The sequence below is a fragment of the Algibacter amylolyticus genome (assembly GCF_014202225.1).
Classification (GTDB): domain Bacteria; phylum Bacteroidota; class Bacteroidia; order Flavobacteriales; family Flavobacteriaceae; genus Algibacter_B; species Algibacter_B amylolyticus.
Genome location: NZ_JACHGE010000007.1, coordinates 181,109 through 204,274 on the forward strand (window position 1 = coordinate 181,109; position 23,166 = coordinate 204,274).

Below are 23,166 nucleotides of genomic sequence, written 5' to 3' on the forward strand. Positions count from 1 at the left end.
TTAAATATAAGAAGTATAATTTTATTACAACTTAATTATTTTAATACTTTAAGCCATTGCTTTTCAATTCTCTTCCAATCCATTTTTTCTGCCAGCAATCTAGCATTTTGTATAAGTTGCTGTCTTTTTAACGGTTGTTCTATAAGCTCTTGAATAGCTTCTACGAATACTTTAGATGAATTGGGAGGCACGAGTAACCCGTTGTTATGGTTGTCAATTAAATACGGCATACCTCCAACATTTGTGGATACTATGGGAAGCCCCAATGCCATAGCCTCAATGACACTTACCGGCATATTATCAAAATTAGTAGTGTTTATAAAAATGTTATAATCTTCTGAAAGTTTAATCCATTCTGGCTTAGATAATTTACCTGTAAAACGCACTTCTACCTGCATTTTCTTAGCATAACCTTGCACTTTTCTTAAACTACCATCGCTATCCGGACCTACCATACAAAGACTAGCTATTATACCTCTCTCTTTTAAGCCGCTTAAAATATCTATTGCCAATGTGGGATTATAAATTTTAGAAAACGAACGTACCCAAAGTAAATTAACCTTACTCAACGTTCTTGGTTTAAACTTATAATTATTAAGCTCGATAGAATTTGAAATATTTATTATATTTTTAAAACCTTCAGCTTCAAATTTAGATTTTATATATAACGATGGTGCAATATTAACATGTGCATTATGAAATATGGCTTTAGATAACTTTGGAGACTTTTTAATTCTTTCTGGGAGGTTTCCGCCATGTAAAATTGGAATAAAAGGTATCTTTAAAACTCTACATAATTGGCTTACAAAAAAAGCATAATAAAAATTTAGTGTACTATAAGTATCAATAATAACGTAATTGGCATTTTTTCTATGCTTAAAACATACTAGTAACATATCTAATAATCTAAATACTATGTTTTTCTTGCTAGACGCTGAATAAACCTTAAACCCAATTTGCATAAATAATGGTCCCAACACATCAATAGAAGATAGATTCGCTTTAGAATTATTATTGGCTTTATTACCAATGTATATTAAGGTTTTCAATAGTTTATTAAAATTTATTTTTCTTTACTACTATCTTGTTGTGTGCTTTAGAACGAGGTATTTTGTATTGAATATCTAATAAGCATAATCCATAAATAAAGGCAGGTGCAGCAATACGCATAGCTGAATGATTTATGGTTAAAAACCAAAACAAATAACATGAATAAAAAAACACATTCGATTTATTATTAAATCTAAAAATTAAAGGTGTGAGCAATAATACTAAAAACGCAGCTACTCCAAACAAACCATGTTCTGATAAGATACGACTCATTTCGTTATGCGATGCTGCAAGGATACCTGCTTTTTGTTCTCTTAATTGTTTAATTTTACCAACACCAACTCCTAAAATTGGATTATTATAAAACTCTTCTAATTCGAAAGAAATCAAATCGCTTCTACCGGTTGAAATATCTTGTTTTTCTCTTCCTAAAGCATCTCTATTAGCATACCTATTATCGATTAAACCACTTGTTTGAATTGACGAAAATAACCATACAATTAAACCTAGACTTACAAAAACTATAACTAGCCTACTTATTCTAAATTTAGCTTTTACATTTACTTTTTTAAAATAGAAAAATAAAAATGCGCCAATCATAATTAAAGCTGTTAAAATACCTCCTCTACTAAAAGTTACAATCCCCCTAAAACTCATAGCAGCTAACAATATTCCATTTATTATTTTAAGAGACAAACTTGGTGATTGCATAAAAAATCTTAAAGTAAACACAAACATACCTATCCCTAAAACTGTAGATACTTGATTAGGTCCAAACCCTCCTGAAGCAGCAAAATTGGACCCCGTTCCTCTTAAAGTTTCTCTGATATCTGGGGTATAAAAAAACAAATACACGGTCATTGCGATTAAAGGCAAAGCTAAATACAACATTATTTTATGTAAATTATTGTAGCTTATTTTTTTGTTATAACAAAAGACAGATACGATGCCTAGGCAAATTGGTCCGCTTAAATTAAATGCAATATCAGTTCTTAAAGACGATTGCTCTGTAGCATTTAATCCTGCCACTAGAATCCCAGGAATAAGCAAGAATATGTATATTATATAAGGAATTGGCTGCCTGTTTAATTTAATAGTAAAAAGCCCTAACAAAGTAAAAAATATAACTAAATATTTTGAAGCTTCATATAGAAAGTTACCTCCTGTCATTCTAATAAAAACCTCTGCTCCGACAATATAACTACAAGCTAATAAAACATTCAAAGCTTTTTGAGATGGCTTAGAATTATATATCTTATAGGTAAAATAAAAAAAAATGCTAATTAAATAAATAACCGACAAGGAAGAAACCACATAAATTAATAACCCTATTAAAGCATGTAAACCAATAACTTTTATGTAATTATAGTTCTTCAATTTTTTATTTTAATAAAGATTTATAGGTATTAATAATCGTTTTAATTTGAGATTTAATTGAATAATTTTCTTCGACATGCTGAGTAAACTGATTCTTAAAAGCATGTCTCAATTCCTTGTTTTCAATGTAAATCATTATAGCTTTCGCTAATTCACTTGATGATGATGGTTCTATTAACAAGCCATTAACGTTATGATTTATAACTGTCTCACACTCGCCAACACGAGTGGTAATAACAGCCAAGTTAGATAGTCCGTACTCTAATAAGGATATTGGTAACCCTTCAGATTTAGAAGATAATACTCCTATTTCACATTGAGTTAAAATATTATAAATATCTGGTTTGGCATCATAAAAATAAATTGAAGATTCTAAGTTCAACTCCTTTATTTTGTTTTTTACTTCATTGGAATAGTCGTCATTAAAATCTTTACCAATACAATGTAACGTCCAATTTGGATATTTATTAACCACAATAGCAAAAGCTTTAATAAGTGTAAAATGATCTTTTTGAACTCTTAAATTTGCTAAACAAACAACACGTTTACCTGCTTCCCCTTTTAAACGTGTTTCTTTTAAATTAATATTTAATGTTGCAAAATTTGGTAGGTATGATACACTTTCGACTTTTAAATTTTGTTTCGCCCAAACCTGCAAATCTTGATTGACACTAAAAACATGAGAAAAATGTTTTGAACACCATTTTAAAACACTAGCATTTCTTTCATTTAAAAACTCACTGTTTCCATAATGATCATGCCAAATTACTTTTACATTTCGATTTAAAAACTTAATTATAGTTGCTAAAAAAAAGGACGATGAGTGTGCATGGATAATTTGTATTTTTCTGAGTTTAACAAAAGCACTCAATTGGCGTATTGATTTTATATCTATTACATGTTTTTTATCTACAAATAAATAATTAACCGTTTTTAAGACTTCTTCTTTTAAAAGTCCCTCTTTTCTAGTAACACATAACCCGGAATATTCTATTTCTGATGCTAAAGCATTGGCTACGTTTACCGCAACCCTTTCTGAACCACCTGTTTGCAAAGAATCTATTAATTGTAAAACTCTCATGTATTAGCCTAGTAATTTTGCGATTTCAGTTTCAAAAACATCTAAAGTATATTTTTGAGACCAATTTGATGCTAATTTAGACATTTCTTGCAGTTCTCCTTCCTTATTTAAAAAGGATACAATTTTATTTGCTGCCATTTCTACATTTGGCTCTATCAATAGTCCTCTTTTACCATAGTCTAGCATAAAAGGAATGCAAGAAATAGACATTGATATGGGTATGGATCCAAAAAACATAGCTTCTGCAACTGCTTTTGGCCAGCCTTCGGATTTTGATGGTAATATTAAAAAATGCGTTTTATGAAATGCTTCTTTTATAATTTGTTTTTCTTTATTCCCTTGTAGCTTTACAAAACCCTCTAATTTATTTTTAGAAATATACTCTTTTAATTCTCCTTTTCGCTCCCCTTCTCCATACATATCAAGACGTACATTATTTCCAGTTTTATGTAGGTTTTCTATAATTTTAATTGCTAGTAATGGGCGCTTACCACTTACCAAACCACCAACATATGCAAATTTTAAAATTTCAGTATAACTCCTTATTTCCGGCTTTACCTTTTCGCTATCAAAATAGCTTGCTGTAAAAAAGGGTTTAATATTTTTGGTTTGATTTTCCCATTGGCCGTATACCAAAACCGACATATTTTTCGTTAAAAAAGTATTGGATAATATCCACTTTTGAAACCTATAACTTGAGGGTTGTTTAGCTTTAGGATCCCAATTGCCAGCGTATTTGGCTGTTTTAATTTTCTTTGGAAAAAATATTTGCACAATACATGCCAATAGTCCAATATTACCAGGACAGCGCAAATGAATATGATCTGCTTTTTTTATTTGTTTATAAATAGAGATTAAAATTAAAGGCATTTTAAACAGCGAACTAAGCATGTTTAAAACACTTGTAAACTGAATATGTTCAATTTTATTAAATTGAATACTATTATGCTTATACTCTAAATCAATACTGCCAATAGCATCAGAGGTTTTTGGGGCTACAATTACAACGTCGTCTACATGTTTTAACCAAATATTCATTTCACGCACATACGGAGCATAGGCAGAAATACATCTACCATTTAATTTATGCTCAACATGAGTAATAATTAAGAATTTCATCTAATTTAAAAGCGTCGTTACAATATATTTTGCTTGGGCACTTGGTGTACAGTGTTTTGAAAAATATTCCTTTCCTTTTTTTGCTATTTTCTTATGATAATCCGGATTATTTAAAACCTTATCAAAAACAACTTTATATTCACTATTTTTACTTATTGAATAAATTTCTTCTTCATGTTTTAAGGTTACAGGAAGCTCAATTTTAAAAGGAAATGACAAAACAAACAAGCTTTGATTTAAATACTCTGCTAATCGCCAACTTACTGCTCCCCAAACCGCTGCATTGTTTAATACTATTTTAGATTTCTTACTTAATTTAGAAAACGTATTGGGTGGGTATTTTACATGATTTAACTCTGCTTCAAAATTAAGATTATCTCCGTCTGATCGCGGTATAAAACCACCTTCAAAAGTTACGCGTTTATCAGCTTTACAGTATCGAATAAATTCAGCTCGAATAGTATTTGTTTCTTTTTCATTTTTCCATATACTAGAAGAAAAAAAGATATAATTATCTTTTTCCGCTTTTAACTGATAATCTTTATAAACAGGTCTTCTTTTTAAGGTATAAATCTCTTTAATTAAAGCTTTAAATTTTAAGTGTTTTAATAGGTTAAGATTAAAAAATTTTAAATAAAATGGCACAATATTAATTGGATAATGCGGAAAAAGCGGTTTTACTTTTTCTTGCTGAAAGGATGTATTATCTAAAAGTTTATTAGTTACAAAGTAAGTGTCAGAAAGCTCATATAGTTTTTGATCAAAATAAACGGGATCATCATTATTTATAACAGCAATTTTATTGTTTAAACTAAAAATTAAAAAAGGTCTGTTATTATATTTTAAAAACCTATCGTCCATTTTGAATTTTACCTTAAACTCTTTATTAAGTCCGTGCAAGTAATAAGACGCATAAAAATTTGGAATATTTAATATCTGTATGGTTTCCATTAATTAATTTTTGGTTTGTTAATTATAAGAGAAAGCCAGCCAACAATTCGTCCCAAACTTTCGGTTAAAGCTTCTTTTTTTTGGTTACTTGTTATAGAATTACTTAGCCTTATAACGGTTAACAAAAAAACAGTACAATGCCATTTCAACCTTGACTTTAGTTCTGGTTTATGGTACTTTACGCGCCACACATACCAACCATTTCTCACTACCATTTTACCATACTTAAACTTATTTGGCCTACCACCAATATCATGATAATGGTTTAATTGTGCAGCGGTGTTGACATATAACTTACCTCTTTTAGCAATTCGTAAACTAAAATCGGTATCCTCATAAAGTCCATATCCTTCAAAATAGGTAGAAAAAGACAAATGATTAAACACCTCTTTTTTATAAGAGGAAACACCTCCCATTATTTGCTCTACCTGATAAATTTTACCAGAAGGAGGTAAAAACCCAATGGACCTGCCATGTGCAAATGTAGGCAAATACCCAGGCGGTGTATCTGGTAGTAAATTAAATTTTCGTCTTAATTTGAAACGAGAAGGCTCTGTACGCATCCACCCATCAAAATAAAATTTGTTTACACTTTTTGGCGCTTTTTCTTTTTTCCATAAAACCTCGTTTTTAATATAACCGCCAACTGCTAAAGCATCTGTTTTCGTTTTATAGGTATCAATTAGGTTTTGAAAATAATTTTTTTCTAAAACAATATCATCATCCAAAAAGCAAACTACATCAATACCTGCACCAATCATTTTAATGCTATAATTCCTTTGTTTGGTTAACCCTCTATTATCACTATCAACCAATTTATATCTTAAATTTTTAATAGTGCTATTTTTAAAAATATTAGACGTACTATCATCTAAAGAACCATCAACAATAATAATTTCGTTTGGATATAATGTTTGCTTGCTTACCGAATTTAATAAATTCTGTAAAGCCATTGGTCTCATATATGTACATACTACTAAAGAGAAATTCATATTATCCATTTTTCAATGTATTAGCCCAATTTACACTTTCTTGCCATTGTTTTTTAAACATTATGTAGTACTTAAAAGGGTTTTTAATATTCTGACTTTTGTAATACTTTATAAAAAGACCTGTTTTGTACCCAAGTAATTGATGTTTGGTTGTGTTTGTCATTCTACTTAACATAACCGTAGGCGATGGTTTTGGTTTAAGTTTTTTGCTCTTTTCCCAAGGGTGTATAAATTTAGTTCTAAATCCTCCTATTGGTGCTTTTAAATGCAATATTTTTATATCTGGCGTATATATAATATCTGCTCCAAGATTTCTTAATTGCATGCCAAAATCTGTGTCCTCCCCATAACCAAACTCATAAGCCATGTTAAAACTAACAGTCTCTAAATATTTTGATGCTATTACACTACTACCTCCGCCAAAAGTAGTCCACTGAATAATATTCTTATTTTTCTCAAGCTCATTTTTCTGTAAATAACTCATAGCTATTACATTAAAATTAAATGACTGCATTTTTAGTATAATGCTTTTAAGTAAGTTGGCATCAAACTTATTATCATCGTCTGCTAAGTAAACATAGTCTGCCGTTATACTTTGTAAAGCTAAGTTTCTAGCATTACAAGCTCCGGTTTGATTAATAAACTTATGTATGATTTTAAAAGGCCATGATTTATTAGAAATAAACTCCAATTCAGTTTTACTATTCTTATCCCCGTTTTGCTCAATAATGATAACCTGTTTTGGCAGTAGCGTTTGCTTTTCCAAATCTAACAGAACGTCTTGTAAAAATTTTTTTCTTCCTAATGTAGGTATAATAACATCAATTGTAACATCCTTTATGTTTGGTTTATTTAGTGCTTCTAAACTAAAACTTGATGAATAAGTAACTTTTTTAATAAAAATAGTTTTAAGGAAGGACAGGAAGAGGAATTTACTATCATAAATTATAAAATTAAAAAATAACAATACACTCCAAACACCTTTGTAATAGTGTTTAACGAACTTAAACAACTGAGAATATGAAGCTCTAACATTTAAGTTATTTGATACGTTTTCCCTTAAAAGTTTAGGCTCAGAATAACAAAAAAGTCCCTTAGGCATGCCAAGTTTCGCAATAGAATTTAAAACAAAATCAAAAGATTCATTTTCTTTAACTTGATTTTTAAATTTAAGTAATTGCGATGCATATATGGCTCCAACATTACTGCTCATAAGCCATGTTGGGTACTTTACACTCTTGTTCACCTTCAAAAAGGGAGAATCTTCAACATATCCAATTTGTTCGGGTAAATATTGATGCCTGCTATAAGACATCATCATATTTTTAAGATGAAATGATTTTTTGATTTCTTTAATATTTAAAAATGGCTTAAAAGATTCATGACACCAAACTAATAGCCTTTCTTTATAATGATCTGCAACATAAAATAAAGCCTTAATGGGTTTGTTAAAAGACCCTTCTATTAATTGATTTGTTTCTAAATCAATGATTTCTATAACCTTGTCTTCGTTATGTGTAAGTAGAATCATTTTTTTTAAATAGATTTATAATAATCAATATTAATATCTGCATTTTTATTAATATCAAAAAATGTTTCTACTTTTTGTCTAGCAGCCTTTCCAAATTTCAAACACAATTTATCATCATTTATTAATTCAAGTAATTTTTCGGTATACAACTCTATATCTTCTGGATGAACTAAATAGCCATTAACCCCATCATCAATTAATTCATTAGCCCAACCTATATTTGTGTTTACTACAGGTTTTTGCATAGCCATAGATTCAATAGTTACCATACCTAAGGTTTCTGCGAAAGAAGGAAATGTACAGATATGAGCATTTTTTATATGTTTCCTAACTTCTTTATAAGGTATTTTACCTAAATAGTTGACTTGTTTTTTTGCTTCATCTGAAAAAATCTTTTCCATCAATTTATAAGTTGAACTTTCACCTGTTTCAATATCTGATGAATCTCCTCCTATTAAAATTAATTTTGCTCCTGGATTTTCTGCAATAACTTTATTGAAGATTTTAGCTAATTCTAAAACTCCTTTTTTTCTTATTATAGTTCCTATATAAAGTATGTTGTTCCTTTTAAAAATTTCTGGAGATTCATTTTTAAAATTCTCTAAAGACAAACCATTATGAATGGTTTTAATATCCTCTTTTTTTAAATCAAATATTTTTTGCGTTAATGAACCTGCAAAATCTGTTGGAGCTATATAAGCAGCAGCTCGTTTTAGAGCTAGTTTTTCAAACATAAAGTTTTTAAACTTTTGCTTCCTATTTTCTAATTTGCAAAAATAGGCATCGCTACCATGAAACCTAATGAATAAAGGAGCTTTCAATCTCATAAATGCTGTAATTCCAGTCCAATCTGGTGCTTCTAAAATATCAATTTCTTTTTTATCTACAACTAGGTTTATGTAATTCTGAATATGTTTTCTATATAAATACCACGTAAATAGTTTATACTTTTTTGATGGTATTAAATGAATTTCTACGTCTTCATCCTTAAAAACCTCGGATTTATTTTGGTGATAAACAAATACTGTTACATTGACTCCCTTACTCACTAAAACAACGACTAAATTTTTTATACTCGTAGCTATTCCTGCGGCTTGTTTAACCTTGGGATGTGGATATTCAGGTGTTATAAAACCTATGTGCATGTTTAAAATTATTTATTCGAACCTATAATTCGGGCTGGATTACCTACTACTATAGCATTATCAGGAATATCTTTGGTAACTACAGTTCCTGCTCCAATAACAGCACTATTACCAATGGTTACTGGTTTTATGATTAAACTATTCATTCCTATAAAAACATTATCACCTATAGCAATATTACCCATTTTATATTCTAAAACACCTTTGGTAGATAAAACAGGGAAATGATTTATAATTTTAACACCAGTTGTAATAGTAACATTTTCTCCAATATATGTTTGCGTATTTCTCAAATTATCAAATAAAACATTAGTACCAATAAATACTGTTTTTCGTTTTTTAAATTTAACACCATGTAATTGCAAAAACATAGTTCGAATTGAAGGTGGAATAAAAAATTGCATTGATATATGTAATAAAAAAAACTTGATGGCTTTTTTGAAAAAAGAAAAGGAGAGCTTATCCCATGTAGCCTTATGATTCATAACCTGATAATTTTCTGTATTTTAAATGTTTTGCTGGAACTCCAGCAACAATACTATTTGGTGCTACGTTTTTAGTCACAACAGATCCTGCTGCAATTATTGCGCCTTTACCAATATTAGTTACTGTGTTAGTTATAATGACATTATTACACACCCATACCTCATCACCAATTATTAAAGGAGAGGAAGATGTTCTATTTTCAAAGAGACTTAAGTTATCGTATTCATGTTTATGAGTTTGAATAATAACATTATTTGAAATAGTTACATTTTTTCCAAAAATAATTCCTCCTGAGTAATCAACCTCTATATTTCTTGAAAACACACAAGGCCCCATAAATTTAATATCCGTATTTTCATTAAACTTATCAAAATTTGTTATCACTACATTATTAGTAACTTCAATGTGAACCGACTTAAACCTTAAATAAAAGTATATTTTTTTTAAATATTTTATTACGGGAATTGTAAATACAAGCGATGTAAAAAACCGCTGAAGTACATAATCTATTTTGTACAATAATTTATACATCTTTCTTATTTAAAAACTAAAAATTTTGAAACTAAAAAGCGCAAGGGCATTAATATAATTACAGTCAATATTGTTGAAATTAAATAATTAATTTCTAGATAAATACCAATATTATAAAAAATATTGGCTAAAATGTAAAATGAAAAGATTGAAAAACAAAATCTTATTAAGTTATATTTATTATGAGCTTTATTAAATAAAAATTTTAATTGTACTGAATATAATAATACATAAGCAACACCATAAACAATCATAAATGAAATCGATTTATCGACATTTAACCTATCTACTAGCAAATAAAGGCTAAGAAACACAAAACAATAGCCTATAATACTTATGCCAATGTACTTTATTAATTGTTTTGATGTTTCTTTATTTATTATTTTCAAAGTAAGTCTTTTTTTGAAAATATAAAATCTTCTCTTGATTGTCTCTAATTCTTCCTAGCATATCAGCCATTAGCGCATATACAGTTAACAAAAGCGACATTCCTGTTAAAGCTAAACTAATAATACCAATACTTTTGTAAGGCGTTATACTGTTGTTATTAATCCAATGCAACAAAACAAATCCACCAGAAAATATTGCTAAACCAAAAATGAATAAAGCAATGTATAAAAAGAATTGTAATGGTTTATAATCCTTAAGGCATTTGAATATTATTGTTGACGTTTTAAACCCATACTTTAAAATGTTATTAGCGACTCTTGAAATTCGTCCATCAAAATAACTAACAATTACAGGAATTTGAGATATCTTATAGTTTTTGTGTAATAAATCTAATATGGTTTCGTGGGTATATGTGAAATCCCCTTGTAAATTTAAGTTATATAAACAATCTCGGTTATAAGCTCTAAACCCACATGAAGCATCTTGAATTTTAGTTTTACTAACAAAACTAACTATATGGCTAACCAAATTATTACCCCAGTATTTAACTTTTGGCATATTTTCTGGTTTCCCTTGTTGAAACCTAATACCTGTACAAAAATCTGCTAGCTTTTCTGTTATTGGAGTAATCATTTCAATTATTTGATTAACATCAAATTGACCATCTGCATCTATACTAACCAAAACTTGCGCATGGTGTGTTAAAGCATAATTAACAGCTGTTTGGAATGCTTTACCTACACCTTGATTGTGATTATGGCTTATAACTTTAGCACCTGCATTTATAGCTTCTTCTTCCGTTTTATCAATACTTCCATCATTTACAACTAATAATTCCACCTCATCAAAACCATCATACATTTTAGGTACAGACTTTAATACTTTATATATGGTATCTTGTTCGTTAAAAGCAGGCATGTAAATTATTATTTTTTTTAAAGCCATGGTGTTTATTAAAATTGAATATTAAAAATATCGCTCAATTACTAGTATATCTATTCTAACTTCATTCACAATATAAACTAAAGAGATTATTTGAGACGCATAAATAAACCATTTATTATTAATATTCAGCATTTTAAATAAGTAGAAATATCCTAAATAAATAGCTGGAAGCAGCATTAACCAATAACGACTAAACCCTGTTCCGGCTAAAATAAAACCAAACATTATTAATACAGTTGCAATTAAAAGCTTTTTAATTGCACATCGTTTTATATGCTTAATCAACCCACAAATAAAACCAAATATTAAAATAAGACTTATTGTATAATTCCTAAAGCCTGTTATTGGAATAAACAATGAGGCAAAAGCTGGAATACCATTGATTTTATCAACTTCATGATGCTTTTCCAAACCCAAACCACATTTTATATTATATAATATTGGGTTATCTATCTTATACCTTTCAAAATAACTAATTTCAGAAAGATTCTGTTCTTCTACATTTAAAATATATTTACCCCAAAACAAAAAAGGAATCAAAAATAATAATGAATACTTAATAATTGTTACGCTATACTTGTTAAAATTTTCTTTTAAATAATCATAGTAATTAATTAATACAACTAAACCTAATACAGCGTATACATACCTGGTAAAAACTATTAATGTAAAAAAACATAGCATTTTAATTAAGTTAATACGTTTGGCAGGTTGCGAAGCGTAATAAATAAAACCCCAGAAAGAGAAAAATATTAAAGATTCTGGATATAATGTACCAAACCAGGCTACAGAGTTTGGATTTACAGCCACCAACGCCAAAATGCATAATATAATAAGCTTTTTAATTTTTTGTTTCTTAAGAAATAGTACTATGTAATAAAAACCAAAACCTACCAAACAAATATTAAAAATTCTATTTAATATAAAACCTAAAAGCGGATATGATTTAATAGTGAAAATTGAAAACACGAATGGTATTGCTGGTGCAACCGAAGAAGGATGGTTTTTTAAATTATACTTACCTTGTAACAGGTTCTCTGAGACTTTATAATAAGTAAGTTCATCTAATTTTAAAGAAGTGAATAATACTCTCAATGAAGAAATAATACTTAAAACTATAATAGCAATGAGTATATTATTATGAATTTTAATTTGTTTTTCTTTCATCTAATTTGCGGTTAGTAACATTTTTATAATGCGCCAAATAGTTTCTGATGCTTTGGTTGGATTAGTTCCGGCCACAATTTTATACCAGTCTTTACACTCCTCTACATTTGATAGTTGTCCATCTAAAATCTGCTTAACCAAATATTCTAAATCATTTTTATCTGTACAAAATACAGCAGCTTTTTGACTTGGCATGCTTCTAAAATGAACGTATTTATAATTTTGGCCAATATCTCTAATCCCCTTTTTTAATTGAGGCTGCTCATAATTATAATAAATACAAGGCTTTTTATGCGCTAAAAAATCGAAAACGGTAGATGAGCACACATTTGTTACAAACTCGCTATGCTCACATACATTATATAATAATTTAAAATCTTCAGGCGTTGGTAATATTTGATTCCATTGGCTTCCAACTTGTTTCCAAATAGGATCTATAACTGCAATAATATCTTTATTAGCCTCAATTACGGCATCATATCTAGTTGTAAAATCGACAGGGCATTTTCTATATATAATACCCAAGTTTTCGCCTTTTTCATTTAAACTTCTAACCGCATTTGCTAAATCTTCTAAATAATATTGATCTAAAGGCGAAGTGGTTTCATCATCACCAGAATAACAGATATACTTTTTATCAATATCTAAATTATAATCACTAAAAAAGACTTCTCTACTCTGTTTTAACGATGTATTGTAATGTGGCTCAAATTGTGGTGTTCCTGTTATAAAAACTTGATTTTCTTTCACAAACGGGTAATATTGTAACACTTCGCTTTTCATTAAATCACTCCAAACAAAGTAATAATCAGTTTCAACTACTTGCATTGCTTTCGGCACGTTATCCCAAGAATACACAAAGGCAACCGTAGGAATTCCTAAATCTTGGGCTGCTAATAATGCGCTTATGGACTGTGTAGCACGCTGCGTAGTACAAAATACTAAATCTGGTTTATGCGTCTCTAGTTGCGCTCTGCAATATTTATATTTTGAAGTTGACCGCTCTAATTTATTAATCTTGGCTCTTAATTTTACAACCCCATTCTCTGATGAATACAAACCTATCAACCATTTAGTGTAAAGGCTTTTAAATATATTTTTTAGCCCTTTATAACTAAAAGGGAATTTATAAGTTGGATAAACGCTATCCTTAAATTTATCTCTTGATACATTTAATTCTGCTCGTTTTCTAGCTCTAGAATAAATAGGTAATAATGGATGTGCAGAGTGATCTTCAATTTTAACTTCATTAAATCCCAAATTATCCTTTAAAGAAAATATGGTATTGTTCCAATAAGTAATATCAAAACCCATATTCTTACCGATATTTTTAAAATCGGTAAAGGCAAAATTTCTTAAACCAACGCCATCTGGAAAAAAAACAAATACTTTTTTTTTCATTCTAAAAATCGGATTTAAACGGGCAAACTTCCATTAATTTTTTACACATTTTATCTATTACTTCTTTTTTTGGGAGTGTTGATTTATTTTCAAAAATCATATCCAAATCACTCATATTCATTTTTATATCAATAATTACTGGCGTATAAGGTTTAATATTTACAGATTCAAAATAATCTTGATATTTAATATCGTCTCCAAAAACATCATCTGAGAATTTTTGCCATACTGCTGGTATTCCGTAGGTATGTGCCACAATAATACCATGCAGTGATGAAGACACTATTTTGTCGCATTTTAAAAATAAATCTGTGGTTGTCTCAACATCATTAGTCATTAAATCAATTAACAAAACACCTTCTTGATCTTTATAAAACTCATTAACCTTTTTAAAATCTCTATAATGAGGAATGATTCCAAATTTATATTCTTTTTCAACTTTAGGGTTATAATATTTAGGCAACAAAAGTGCTGGGTCTCCGTATATTTCTGGTACACTAAAACCTTGATCTATTAAATGCTTTCTTGTTTGTGGTCCTCTAACTGCTAAAAAAGCAGCTTTTTTAATTTTATATTCTTTAGATATAATACCACTTCCCCAAACAATACATTTTTTATTTACATGGGTTAAAACACTACCAATTGTAACATAAATAGGAGAGAAAAAATCTTGAATATAAAAATTAGCTGGTTTACACCAAATTACTTTCTTACTAGATATTTTTTCAACAAGGTATTTACCCAAAAGATCTCCGTAATTCTCTTTAGGTTTTTTTTGTAGTTTAATCTCGTTCCACCAAAACAATCTAATTTTATTGGATGAAAACATGCTATCCTTTTTGATTTTTTAATTTATCGCGCTGTACTTGCTCAATAGGTAAAATATCTTGATTCTTAAACTGTAAAGCTTTGTAAACAGCATTTACATCTCTAGTTAATTTGCGTAAACCCATTGGTTCTAAAGAGGCTGCATGGTCTGTACCTTTCCAAGTTCTATCAATAGTATAATGTCTTTCAATAATATTTGCACCTAAGGTAAAAGCAGCAACATCCACAGCAATGCCTAAGTGGTGCCCTGAAAACCCTACATGCTTGACGTCTTTACCATAAGTTTTATTAAGTAAATTAATATCTAAAAGACAAACATCATCAAAAGGAACTGGATAGCCCGATGTACAATTGTAAAGTACTAGGTCTTTATTTTTGTTTTTTGATTTGAAAAGGTTCACTAAATCTTCAATTTCAGATTTAGTTGTCATTCCTGTTGAAATATGTAATTCTCCCTTATAATTATCACACAACCATTCTAACATTTCGACATTATTATTACATGCCGATGGAATCTTAATAAAATCTGGATTTAAAGACGTAATTTCTTTTGCCGAAGTTAAATCCCAGACCGAGGTTGAATACGTAATCCCTATTTCCTCACAATACGATTTTAACTCTTGATGTTGATTAACATCAAACTCTAAATACTCTCTATGCGCGCCGTAAGTATCTCCGTAAGAGTTTACAGGATTTGGGTGGGGCTGATTGTATTGGGCTTCGGTAAGAAGTTCTTTATTATTTCGTTTTTGAAATTTTACAGCATCAACATTACAGAATATTTTAGCAACTTTAATAAGTTCCTTGGCTATTTCCATTTCACCTTTATGGTTACAACCAATTTCTGCTATTATATATGGTTTTTTGTATGTATTCATTAGACTTTGGGGTTATTAAAATCTTTTATTATAATTCATTATAAACTGGCAAGCTTCTCTTATTGCCCCTGCTCCAGAATTTTTAGAGAGCACAACATCTGCATTGCTTTTTACTATATCTGTAGCGTTATTAGGTATTAAAGACCAACCAACACTGCAAATATTCGTTAAATCGTTTACATCGTCTCCTATATACGCCACATTACTTAACGTAATTCCTTCATTTAAGACAATCTCATTAAGCAAAGTAAATTTATCTTTTACTCCTAAAAACACGTGTTCTATTTTTAACTTTTCCATACGTTTTGCTACAAGTGCAGAGTTTTCAGAAGTCATAATCATGACCTTAATATCAAATTGTCTTAATATTTCTAGTCCCATTCCGTCTCGCATATCAAATTTTTTGGTATGCTCACCATCCTTGGTATATGTAATCGTTCCATCTGTAAATACACCATCAACATCTAAAACAAAATGTGTTATTTTATCAGACCTTTTATCTCTTTTTTGTCGCTCAATTAACAACTGTTCAACAATTGTCCAATCGGTTTCAGAATCTATTTCTTGTAACGATTCTTCTGGCATTTCAACAACGGCGACTTTACTACCTAATCTATTTTTTGTGCTTTCTAAACTTTCTTTTGTAGTCGTATAAACAGCTCCATTTTCAATTAAAAGTCCATCAAAATCTTGTCTTCGTGGTCTTTTTTGAGGGTCATAGTTTAAAGGTTTACCATCTTTGCCCCATAAAAAACGGTGTGTATTGACTACAGTAATTGCAGAATCGTAATTATCTTGTAGTTTTTCTAAACAGGTATTAATATCATCTCTTCTTGTAAATGGAGACGTTGCTTGTAATAGACAAAATGACTCGAAATTATAGCTTATGGACTCACAATACTCAAGCATTGCAAATTCAGTAGAGGCAGTATCACTAGCACTTTCTTTACTTCGTAATTTGGCTGTTACTTTATTAGTCCAATGATATTCTTTAGCAATAAATTCGATAACCGCTTCATCATCGGTATAAACAACTACCTCGTCTAGGTTAGAAAAAATAGCTTCTCCTAAAACCCAAGTAAACAATGGCCTTCCAACCATTTTTCGTTTATTTTTATTAGGTATACCTTTTGAACCTTTTCGTAATGGAATAAATCCTATTTGTTTCATTTAAGAATAATTTCTCTTGAATCGCTAAAATACAGTTTTTATGGTTGAAATAACAAAAAACTACGAGCAATAGCATCTTTTACTCTATTTTTTTAATGGATCAAAAATTTCTACAAATTCCGATTTAAAATTTTGAGATTCAATTTTACTAATTAAAGTTGCTGTCTTTTCTATAAAATCTACATCCGCTTGATTTATATAGTATACTAAACTTTCGTCTATATAATCGTTAAACATTTCTTTACCAACCTTATGAATTAACAAGGTTGGAATACCCATTATTTTTGACTCTAAAGCACATCCAGAATAATTAGTAATATGAAATATTGATTTTGCAAGAGTTTCAGGTAAAGGATTATCAAATGCATTTTCGATAATTGTTTTATTTTTAATATTGTTTAATACTAGAAATTTTTCAATTTCATGAATAGCCGTATTATTGCGAGGATGCAACCTTAAAACCCATTTATAGTTTGAATTTTTGATTAACTGAATAACGTTTGGGGTTAACAATTCTATTGGGGCTGTTTGCAAACTATACAAAACAACCTTATCATTTAAATCCAATTTATTTATTTTGTTATTACAATACGCAATGTATGGTTGACCCACAACCTTTACTTTAATAGTCTTTATTTTACTTGCCCACTTATCAATATTTTTTTTGGAATTAATATCCCAATTCCAAAATTGATTAGGCATGGTATTAAAACCATAATTAGGAACTTTTAACCAGTGGGAATAAGCCATATGAACGTTGGTTTGCGGACCATGTTGAAAATCGATAGTTGCAATACCTATTTTATTTGCTGTAATTAATCCTGCATAAAGATCGTCGTAGCCATAGTAGCCTAAAATCACCACTTTTTCAGGTTTTACTTTTTTATAAAATCTGGCAAAAAAACCTTGTAAACTATCCATTTTACCTACCCATTTAATAAGGTCTGACGTGGTAATACCTAATACTTTTGAATCCAAATTTAAACTTTTAATATGTTTACAGAAAGTATCGTATTCATCAAGAAAAACATCAGATTCATCAACCTTTAACCTATTCTTAAACTTGCTAATTAATTTATAATTTTCTAATTGTTTCGTTAATTCTATAATCGCTTTTTGATTAAAACTATTTGGATAAACCCTTTTATACTCAACCATATAAACGTCATCCAGAATATCGTGATGATCTACAATAGAGTCGTAAAAACGATTAAAATATAGCCCTTCCTGAAGGACACGATGGAAGTGAGCACCAAAGAATAGAATTTTTTTCTCCTTTAAATTGAAAAAGAAATAATTTAATTTAACAAAAGATTCAATAACATAATAAACTTTACTAAGTTTCTTAAAAGTAGTCAATAAACTACTCTGCTTAGCTGTAACTAGTTGTTTTTTATTAGAAACTAACTTAGCGCTTGTTAACATTGAAAAATATAACTTAATCCTTATATAAGGCCAAACATGAACATTATTTATTACCCATTTATCTACTGGAAAATTTAGTTCAATATCCTCAAAATTAGATTTTATATTTTCTTGTGTTCCAAGATGATTCATTAGGTAATGCTTTTAAAAAAAACTTAATTAAAGGATTTGATTGCGCTACTAGTAATTATGCTAAAAATTAAAACTTTACTTCAATTTATTTTTTATATTTTTTTTAAATCTATTAAATTTTGAAAAGATGCAAATATTAATTGCTATAACATAATGCTTAAATTTAATTTGATTGTTTAGTTTTAGTTTCAAATATATTTCTTGATTTATTTGATTTAAGTTTTTGCTGAGCAATAATCTTCCAATAAAATTATCTCTTACTCCCTTATAAACTGATAAATCAAAAACATTTTTATAGTTTTCTATTTTACCCAACAACTCTAAACTTAACATGGTTCGTACACATTTTTCGCATTTTGAGCAGTTAAGCGTTTTTGCGTTAAATGAATCTAAACAAACATCTAAATAATTGTAAGAAGGCTTATAGTTGGCAACCAATTTTGTTCTTTCTAATCTAGTAAATTGTACAACTGATGAAAAAAAACTTAACGATTCTGTTTGTAAATACTGAATTAAAATAATGTCCCAACCACTTGTGTCTTCATTTGATATATCAAAATAATCATACCTAAATGCAGATGCGTAATAATAAGTAGATATTCCTTTTTGTATATTTAACACACAAGATAATTGAAGAATACTGTGTAATTTTTGAAAACCGATATTAATTATCTCCCCTATATTAGATTCTATAATGATTATCGGCAAATTCATTTCTTTTGCAAATTTCTTAGCATTATCTATTCCTTTTTCAAAAATCTTATTCGAGATTTCCCCACCGTAAATACCATGAGAACCTGCTTTAAAATAAGTCAAATAATTTACAGCATATTCATTCTTTTCCAATTCACCATGCGTAGCTATAGTTGAAAAAGAATCAATTCCACACGAAATGCCAGTAGCAACATTAAAACCTTCTTTATTGCTTAATTGATTAACATTAAGTCTTTCTGCCTCAATATTAATTATATTATAAGTATTATCAGTTAAATTTAATGCTCTAATTAAATACGTGTTGAGCGTATAATGAAGTCTTGCAGAAATCTGACCTTTAACACTAATGTTTTCATTATTTTTCATTGCCAAAGGCAACAAAGCTACTAATGCCGAATCTATATTTTCTGTTACTACAAAATCCTTATACTCTATAGGCAATTTATACCATAAATTCTGCCTTTCCCCTTTTATCTCAAAAGGGGTTTTAATTATGCAAGAAGAATTATCTAATTCAATTTCGGATTGGAATATTATCATCAACTTAATTAAAGTTTTTATAAATACTTAATACCTCTCTTTTAATTTTTTCAATTTCAAAATGAGGTTTAACCTTCTTTTGATTTATTATAAATGCCCTTTCAATTAATTCTGGATTAGAAATAGCATTTAAAATATGCCCTTTAATTTCATCTTCATCTCGGTGATTATCAATAATAAAACCATTTTCACTATGAACTATGACTTCTTCAGTAGCTCCTCCCGGATTAGATTGTATTGGAAATGCTCCCATAATTATGGCTTCTAATAAAGTATTAGGCATTCCATCTGAACTGCTGTTACCAATATAAACTAAAGATTCACCCATTAATTTAAGAATTTCTATTTGAGGTAAGAATACTTCTTTTTTATGGAATGTTATATCAAAAATAGATTCTAATTTATTTTGATTTGCAAATTGAATAACTTCGGTATCTGTACTAAAAAAAACTATTTTATAGGTCTTTAATTCTTTTTCAAGCTCCATAATAGCCTTTAAAACAGAAATACACCTTCCTAATTTACCTTGATACCCTTTTATAATTATTGTATTTCGTTTTGATATGGTTTTAGTAATGTATTGGTCTGATTTTGAAAAATCATATCCACCACCACCAGGATAACTTCCTAAATAGGTGCCTTTAAAACCATATTTTAAAGCTATACTATAATCTCTTTCACAATCAGTAAATAAATAGTTTACGGTTGACAATACCGCTTTTAAATTAGCCTCATAATTAGGTTTTCCCTTTTTATTATACAAATCACTTCCCCAAGAAGAATACACCCATTTTATTTTTGAATGTTTCTTCATTACCTCCAAAATAGGTAAGCATGAAATATGCAAAACAAAACTATGTACCAGATCCGGCTTTATTTTTAGCACGGTTTTTTCAAACTCTGTAGCCGCATTACATTCTATATAAGGTGAAATAGCATTATACAAAAAAGGCAATTTGTTTTTTATAAAGTAACGTCCTTTCAAATTAGGGTATTTAAGTCGCCAACCATTTATTTTGTTCACCCATGGTAATCTATTTGTAGGATTACCATCAACAATATCAAACCAATACACATCGTGACCAGAGTTTTCCAACTGTTCCGTCCATCGAAAAAAATGTAAAGAGGGCATAGAAACTAATAATATCTTCATTAGTTTAAATATATAACAAGATTAATGCTTCCACTTACCCTATCAAACCTGTATTTATAAGGTTTACTTCTATAATTCTTTATAATTTCTTCTAACAGTAAATTATTAATTATTTCGAGGTCTAAATAGTTATAGAATTTCTTTTTTAATAGCTTTTTTAGATTTTGACGCTGTTTATCTTTTATATCAACCTGATTGATTTTTATCTCCACAATTTTACCCTTACAATTTTTTAAATGAGCCAATAATGCTGAAAAATCATTATCTGTGGGTTTAATTTCAATTATGAAATCTGGTTTATTTAGTAATTTTTCATAATCTTCTTCTTTAGGGAAACATCCCCAACTTTCGTTTGTATTTGCATTAACTATTTTATTATTTAAAGTTAAATACATATAATTATGATTAACACGTTCTAAATTAGAATGAAACGGACTAGAACTATTTTTGTTTCTATATGCCTTCGGGTGCCATTGATGTTTTAACAAAATACTTTCGGTGTAATAATGAACTTTTAGCCCAAGGTTTTTTAGCCTTATATGAATATCTGTGTCCTCGGCTCCCCAGCCATGGTAAAACTCATCATAACCGTTTACAGACTTTAACTTAGCAGTTGAAAACAAAGTAGTACCAGTAACTTCTTTATTGCCTTCAAAATCAATTTTATAATCAATAAATTTTTTATCTTTTAGGGATTCTTCCTGAGATAAAAAACTATACTTAAAATAATGTACATCTTCTGAGGCAAGTTTGTTTGCTATTTTTATAAAATCTGGATGAAAAATTAAATCTATATCTCCAACCAAAAAATAAGGCGTATCACACTGTTGTAAAGCTATGTTTATTGCTCTACTTTTATTCCATAATTGACCTTCTACAGGACAATAAACACGTTGAATAAAACTATATTTTTTAACACAAGTTTTTAAAGCTTCAGAAAAATTATTATGGCTTCCATAATCAACTAGTAACACTCGAAAATCATTAGAAGTTTGCATTTTTAAAGATTTTAAACATTTTTCTACAATGTTTAAATCTCTATTTCTGTATGTTAAGGTTAAGGTTATCAATATAGTTAATGTAATGTGTTTTAAATTTATGCTTTCTAGTTTATAAAATTTAAATCAAATAATTTTTTATCTAAAGTTTATAAGCTTCTGTTTTGGCAATCCTTTTTTTAATAATATAAAATCATAGATTTTTCTAAACCTTAACAGCCTTAAAAAAGCTTTTGTAAAAAATAGTTTTAATGACTTCTTCTTCGGTGTCAAAATTTCAAACGTTGGTAATTCGCTTTTTTCATTTACTTTAACCTGAGACTTATAAATTGAAGTTGACCAATTTTCTTTCTCATTTCCTAAATGATAGGCATAGTTATTATAAGTAGATAATCTGTATCCATCTAACTGGTAAGGAGGGTTATCTAAATAATCGCCTTCGCTATTACCTCCTAATTTAAAAACCGAATTGTGCTTTGGTATATTTTTTAAATACTGCGTTTTATATGTTGCTACACAATGGGCTGCACTTACAACAGCGATAAATTCATTATTATTTAATGTCAAAATAAGATCCTTATATTTATCTTCCAGATAAGGCCAGCCTAAACTCTTTGCGAACTTCTCTAATGCGTTAGGGTTTTTAACAGCTCTAAATTTTAAATCTTTAGAAAACAGATAATCTAACCAAATATTAGCTGTATAACTTAATTGTTTTCTAAAAACAGGTATAGGCGATACAACTGCAGCCTTTTTAAATGCAGAAAACACGTTAAACACCTGGGTATCCCAATCTTTTAAAAATAAAATATCGGCATCGGTTATGGTTACAAATTGTTCTTTTACAGTACGTAATCCTTTTAAAATGGCATTAATTTTCCCGATGTTATCTTTTTCAATTATAAGCTCATTAATTAAGCTTTTCTGAAAAAGCTCATACAATAAAGTATTTACACTTTCGCAACAACCATCGCTTACAACAGTAATTTTAAGTTTATAAACAGAAGTATTTTGAATAGAATTTAAGCACATTTTAAAAATATAAAAAGCATCCTTATAATAACCGTCTTCAAAAGGTATGTATACAGGAATAATTACTCTATGATTAATATTAGAGCTTTTTATTATTTCTTCTTTAGATGTGTTAGTTCCCTTACGCATA

21 protein-coding genes are annotated in these 23,166 nt (G+C 28.9%); all 21 read right to left on the reverse strand.

The window, feature by feature from the left end:
- Positions 1-35: 35 nt before the first annotated feature.
- Positions 36-1,049, reverse strand: coding sequence for a glycosyltransferase family 4 protein (locus HNQ90_RS13475; RefSeq protein WP_144117688.1), 1,014 nt, complete (start codon positions 1,047-1,049; stop codon positions 36-38).
- A 7-nt stretch (positions 1,050-1,056) separates the two neighbouring features.
- Complete coding sequence (locus HNQ90_RS13480; RefSeq protein WP_244962222.1) at positions 1,057-2,274, reverse strand: O-antigen ligase family protein; 1,218 nt, start codon at positions 2,272-2,274, stop codon at positions 1,057-1,059.
- 157 nt (positions 2,275-2,431) lie between these two features.
- On the reverse strand, positions 2,432-3,508 hold the full coding sequence (locus tag HNQ90_RS13485; protein ID WP_144117690.1) for a glycosyltransferase: 1,077 nt from the start codon (positions 3,506-3,508) through the stop codon (positions 2,432-2,434).
- A gap of 3 nt (positions 3,509-3,511) precedes the next feature.
- Positions 3,512-4,627, reverse strand: coding sequence for a glycosyltransferase (locus HNQ90_RS13490; protein ID WP_144117692.1), 1,116 nt, complete (start codon positions 4,625-4,627; stop codon positions 3,512-3,514).
- Complete coding sequence (locus HNQ90_RS13495) at positions 4,628-5,578, reverse strand: hypothetical protein (protein WP_144117694.1); 951 nt, start codon at positions 5,576-5,578, stop codon at positions 4,628-4,630. It abuts the gene before it with no gap.
- Positions 5,578-6,570, reverse strand: coding sequence for a glycosyltransferase family 2 protein (locus HNQ90_RS13500; RefSeq protein ID WP_144117696.1), 993 nt, complete (start codon positions 6,568-6,570; stop codon positions 5,578-5,580). The genes HNQ90_RS13495 and HNQ90_RS13500 overlap by 1 nt, the downstream gene beginning before the upstream one ends.
- 1 nt (position 6,571) lies before the next feature.
- Positions 6,572-8,101 (reverse strand): glycosyltransferase family 2 protein, encoded by a 1,530-nt coding sequence (locus HNQ90_RS13505; protein WP_144117698.1) that lies wholly within the window; start codon positions 8,099-8,101, stop codon positions 6,572-6,574.
- A 5-nt stretch (positions 8,102-8,106) separates the two neighbouring features.
- Entirely contained in the window at positions 8,107-9,246 is a 1,140-nt protein-coding gene (locus HNQ90_RS13510; protein ID WP_144117700.1) for a glycosyltransferase family 4 protein, read from the reverse strand.
- A gap of 8 nt (positions 9,247-9,254) precedes the next feature.
- Positions 9,255-9,650, reverse strand: coding sequence for an acyltransferase (locus HNQ90_RS13515; RefSeq protein ID WP_172625914.1), 396 nt, complete (start codon positions 9,648-9,650; stop codon positions 9,255-9,257).
- 70 nt (positions 9,651-9,720) lie between these two features.
- A complete protein-coding gene (locus tag HNQ90_RS13520; RefSeq protein WP_172625915.1) occupies positions 9,721-10,263 on the reverse strand; it encodes an acyltransferase in 543 nt (180 codons plus the stop codon).
- 372 nt (positions 10,264-10,635) lie between these two features.
- A complete protein-coding gene (locus HNQ90_RS13525; protein ID WP_144117706.1) occupies positions 10,636-11,598 on the reverse strand; it encodes a glycosyltransferase family 2 protein in 963 nt (320 codons plus the stop codon).
- Positions 11,599-11,619: 21 nt separating this feature from the next.
- Positions 11,620-12,765 carry a hypothetical protein gene (locus HNQ90_RS13530; protein ID WP_144117708.1) on the reverse strand — a complete coding sequence of 382 codons (1,146 nt, stop codon included), beginning with the start codon at positions 12,763-12,765 and terminating at the stop codon, positions 11,620-11,622.
- The gene (locus HNQ90_RS13535) at positions 12,766-14,166 is read right to left on the reverse strand and encodes a CDP-glycerol glycerophosphotransferase family protein (RefSeq protein ID WP_144117710.1); all 1,401 of its coding nucleotides are present in this window, start codon (positions 14,164-14,166) and stop codon (positions 12,766-12,768) included.
- Between the two features lies 1 nt (position 14,167).
- Entirely contained in the window at positions 14,168-14,995 is an 828-nt protein-coding gene (locus tag HNQ90_RS13540) for a polysaccharide pyruvyl transferase family protein (protein ID WP_144117712.1), read from the reverse strand.
- A 1-nt stretch (position 14,996) separates the two neighbouring features.
- Positions 14,997-15,872 (reverse strand): N-acetylneuraminate synthase family protein, encoded by an 876-nt coding sequence (locus HNQ90_RS13545; RefSeq protein ID WP_144117714.1) that lies wholly within the window; start codon positions 15,870-15,872, stop codon positions 14,997-14,999.
- Between the two features lie 15 nt (positions 15,873-15,887).
- A complete protein-coding gene (locus tag HNQ90_RS13550) occupies positions 15,888-17,042 on the reverse strand; it encodes an acylneuraminate cytidylyltransferase (RefSeq protein ID WP_144117716.1) in 1,155 nt (384 codons plus the stop codon).
- Between the two features lie 84 nt (positions 17,043-17,126).
- Positions 17,127-18,599 carry a hypothetical protein gene (locus HNQ90_RS13555; protein ID WP_144117718.1) on the reverse strand — a complete coding sequence of 491 codons (1,473 nt, stop codon included), beginning with the start codon at positions 18,597-18,599 and terminating at the stop codon, positions 17,127-17,129.
- Between the two features lie 75 nt (positions 18,600-18,674).
- Entirely contained in the window at positions 18,675-19,853 is a 1,179-nt protein-coding gene (locus tag HNQ90_RS13560; protein ID WP_144117720.1) for a hypothetical protein, read from the reverse strand.
- 4 nt (positions 19,854-19,857) lie between these two features.
- Positions 19,858-21,006 (reverse strand): glycosyltransferase, encoded by a 1,149-nt coding sequence (locus HNQ90_RS13565; RefSeq protein WP_144117722.1) that lies wholly within the window; start codon positions 21,004-21,006, stop codon positions 19,858-19,860.
- Positions 21,006-22,076, reverse strand: a complete 1,071-nt coding sequence (locus tag HNQ90_RS13570; protein WP_172625916.1) for a glycosyltransferase family 2 protein — start codon at positions 22,074-22,076, stop codon at positions 21,006-21,008. Before HNQ90_RS13570 ends, HNQ90_RS13565 begins: the two co-directional genes overlap by 1 nt.
- A gap of 66 nt (positions 22,077-22,142) precedes the next feature.
- Complete coding sequence (locus HNQ90_RS13575) at positions 22,143-23,165, reverse strand: glycosyltransferase family A protein (protein WP_144117726.1); 1,023 nt, start codon at positions 23,163-23,165, stop codon at positions 22,143-22,145.
- Between the last annotated feature and the right edge of the window lies 1 nt (position 23,166).

What these genes read in the sequence shown, in the direction of transcription:
- HNQ90_RS13510 (WP_144117700.1), bottom strand. Translation starts at nt 9,246, where the DNA reads ATGCACATAGGTTTTATAACACCTGAATATCCACATCCCAAGGTTAAA.
- HNQ90_RS13495 (WP_144117694.1), bottom strand. Translation starts at nt 5,578, where the DNA reads ATGGAAACCATACAGATATTAAATATTCCAAATTTTTATGCGTCTTAT.
- HNQ90_RS13485 (WP_144117690.1), bottom strand. Translation starts at nt 3,508, where the DNA reads ATGAGAGTTTTACAATTAATAGATTCTTTGCAAACAGGTGGTTCAGAA.
- HNQ90_RS13550 (WP_144117716.1), bottom strand. Translation starts at nt 17,042, where the DNA reads ATGAAACAAATAGGATTTATTCCATTACGAAAAGGTTCAAAAGGTATA.
- HNQ90_RS13505 (WP_144117698.1), bottom strand. Translation starts at nt 8,101, where the DNA reads ATGATTCTACTTACACATAACGAAGACAAGGTTATAGAAATCATTGAT.
- HNQ90_RS13520 (WP_172625915.1), bottom strand. Translation starts at nt 10,263, where the DNA reads ATGTATAAATTATTGTACAAAATAGATTATGTACTTCAGCGGTTTTTT.
- HNQ90_RS13575 (WP_144117726.1), bottom strand. Translation starts at nt 23,165, where the DNA reads ATGCGTAAGGGAACTAACACATCTAAAGAAGAAATAATAAAAAGCTCT.
- HNQ90_RS13500 (WP_144117696.1), bottom strand. Translation starts at nt 6,570, where the DNA reads ATGAATTTCTCTTTAGTAGTATGTACATATATGAGACCAATGGCTTTA.
- HNQ90_RS13490 (WP_144117692.1), bottom strand. Translation starts at nt 4,627, where the DNA reads ATGAAATTCTTAATTATTACTCATGTTGAGCATAAATTAAATGGTAGA.
- HNQ90_RS13530 (WP_144117708.1), bottom strand. Translation starts at nt 12,765, where the DNA reads ATGAAAGAAAAACAAATTAAAATTCATAATAATATACTCATTGCTATT.
- HNQ90_RS13515 (WP_172625914.1), bottom strand. Translation starts at nt 9,650, where the DNA reads ATGCAATTTTTTATTCCACCTTCAATTCGAACTATGTTTTTGCAATTA.
- HNQ90_RS13525 (WP_144117706.1), bottom strand. Translation starts at nt 11,598, where the DNA reads ATGGCTTTAAAAAAAATAATAATTTACATGCCTGCTTTTAACGAACAA.
- HNQ90_RS13560 (WP_144117720.1), bottom strand. Translation starts at nt 19,853, where the DNA reads ATGATAATATTCCAATCCGAAATTGAATTAGATAATTCTTCTTGCATA.
- HNQ90_RS13535 (WP_144117710.1), bottom strand. Translation starts at nt 14,166, where the DNA reads ATGAAAAAAAAAGTATTTGTTTTTTTTCCAGATGGCGTTGGTTTAAGA.
- HNQ90_RS13565 (WP_144117722.1), bottom strand. Translation starts at nt 21,006, where the DNA reads ATGAAGATATTATTAGTTTCTATGCCCTCTTTACATTTTTTTCGATGG.
- HNQ90_RS13545 (WP_144117714.1), bottom strand. Translation starts at nt 15,872, where the DNA reads ATGAATACATACAAAAAACCATATATAATAGCAGAAATTGGTTGTAAC.
- HNQ90_RS13555 (WP_144117718.1), bottom strand. Translation starts at nt 18,599, where the DNA reads ATGAATCATCTTGGAACACAAGAAAATATAAAATCTAATTTTGAGGAT.
- HNQ90_RS13540 (WP_144117712.1), bottom strand. Translation starts at nt 14,995, where the DNA reads ATGTTTTCATCCAATAAAATTAGATTGTTTTGGTGGAACGAGATTAAA.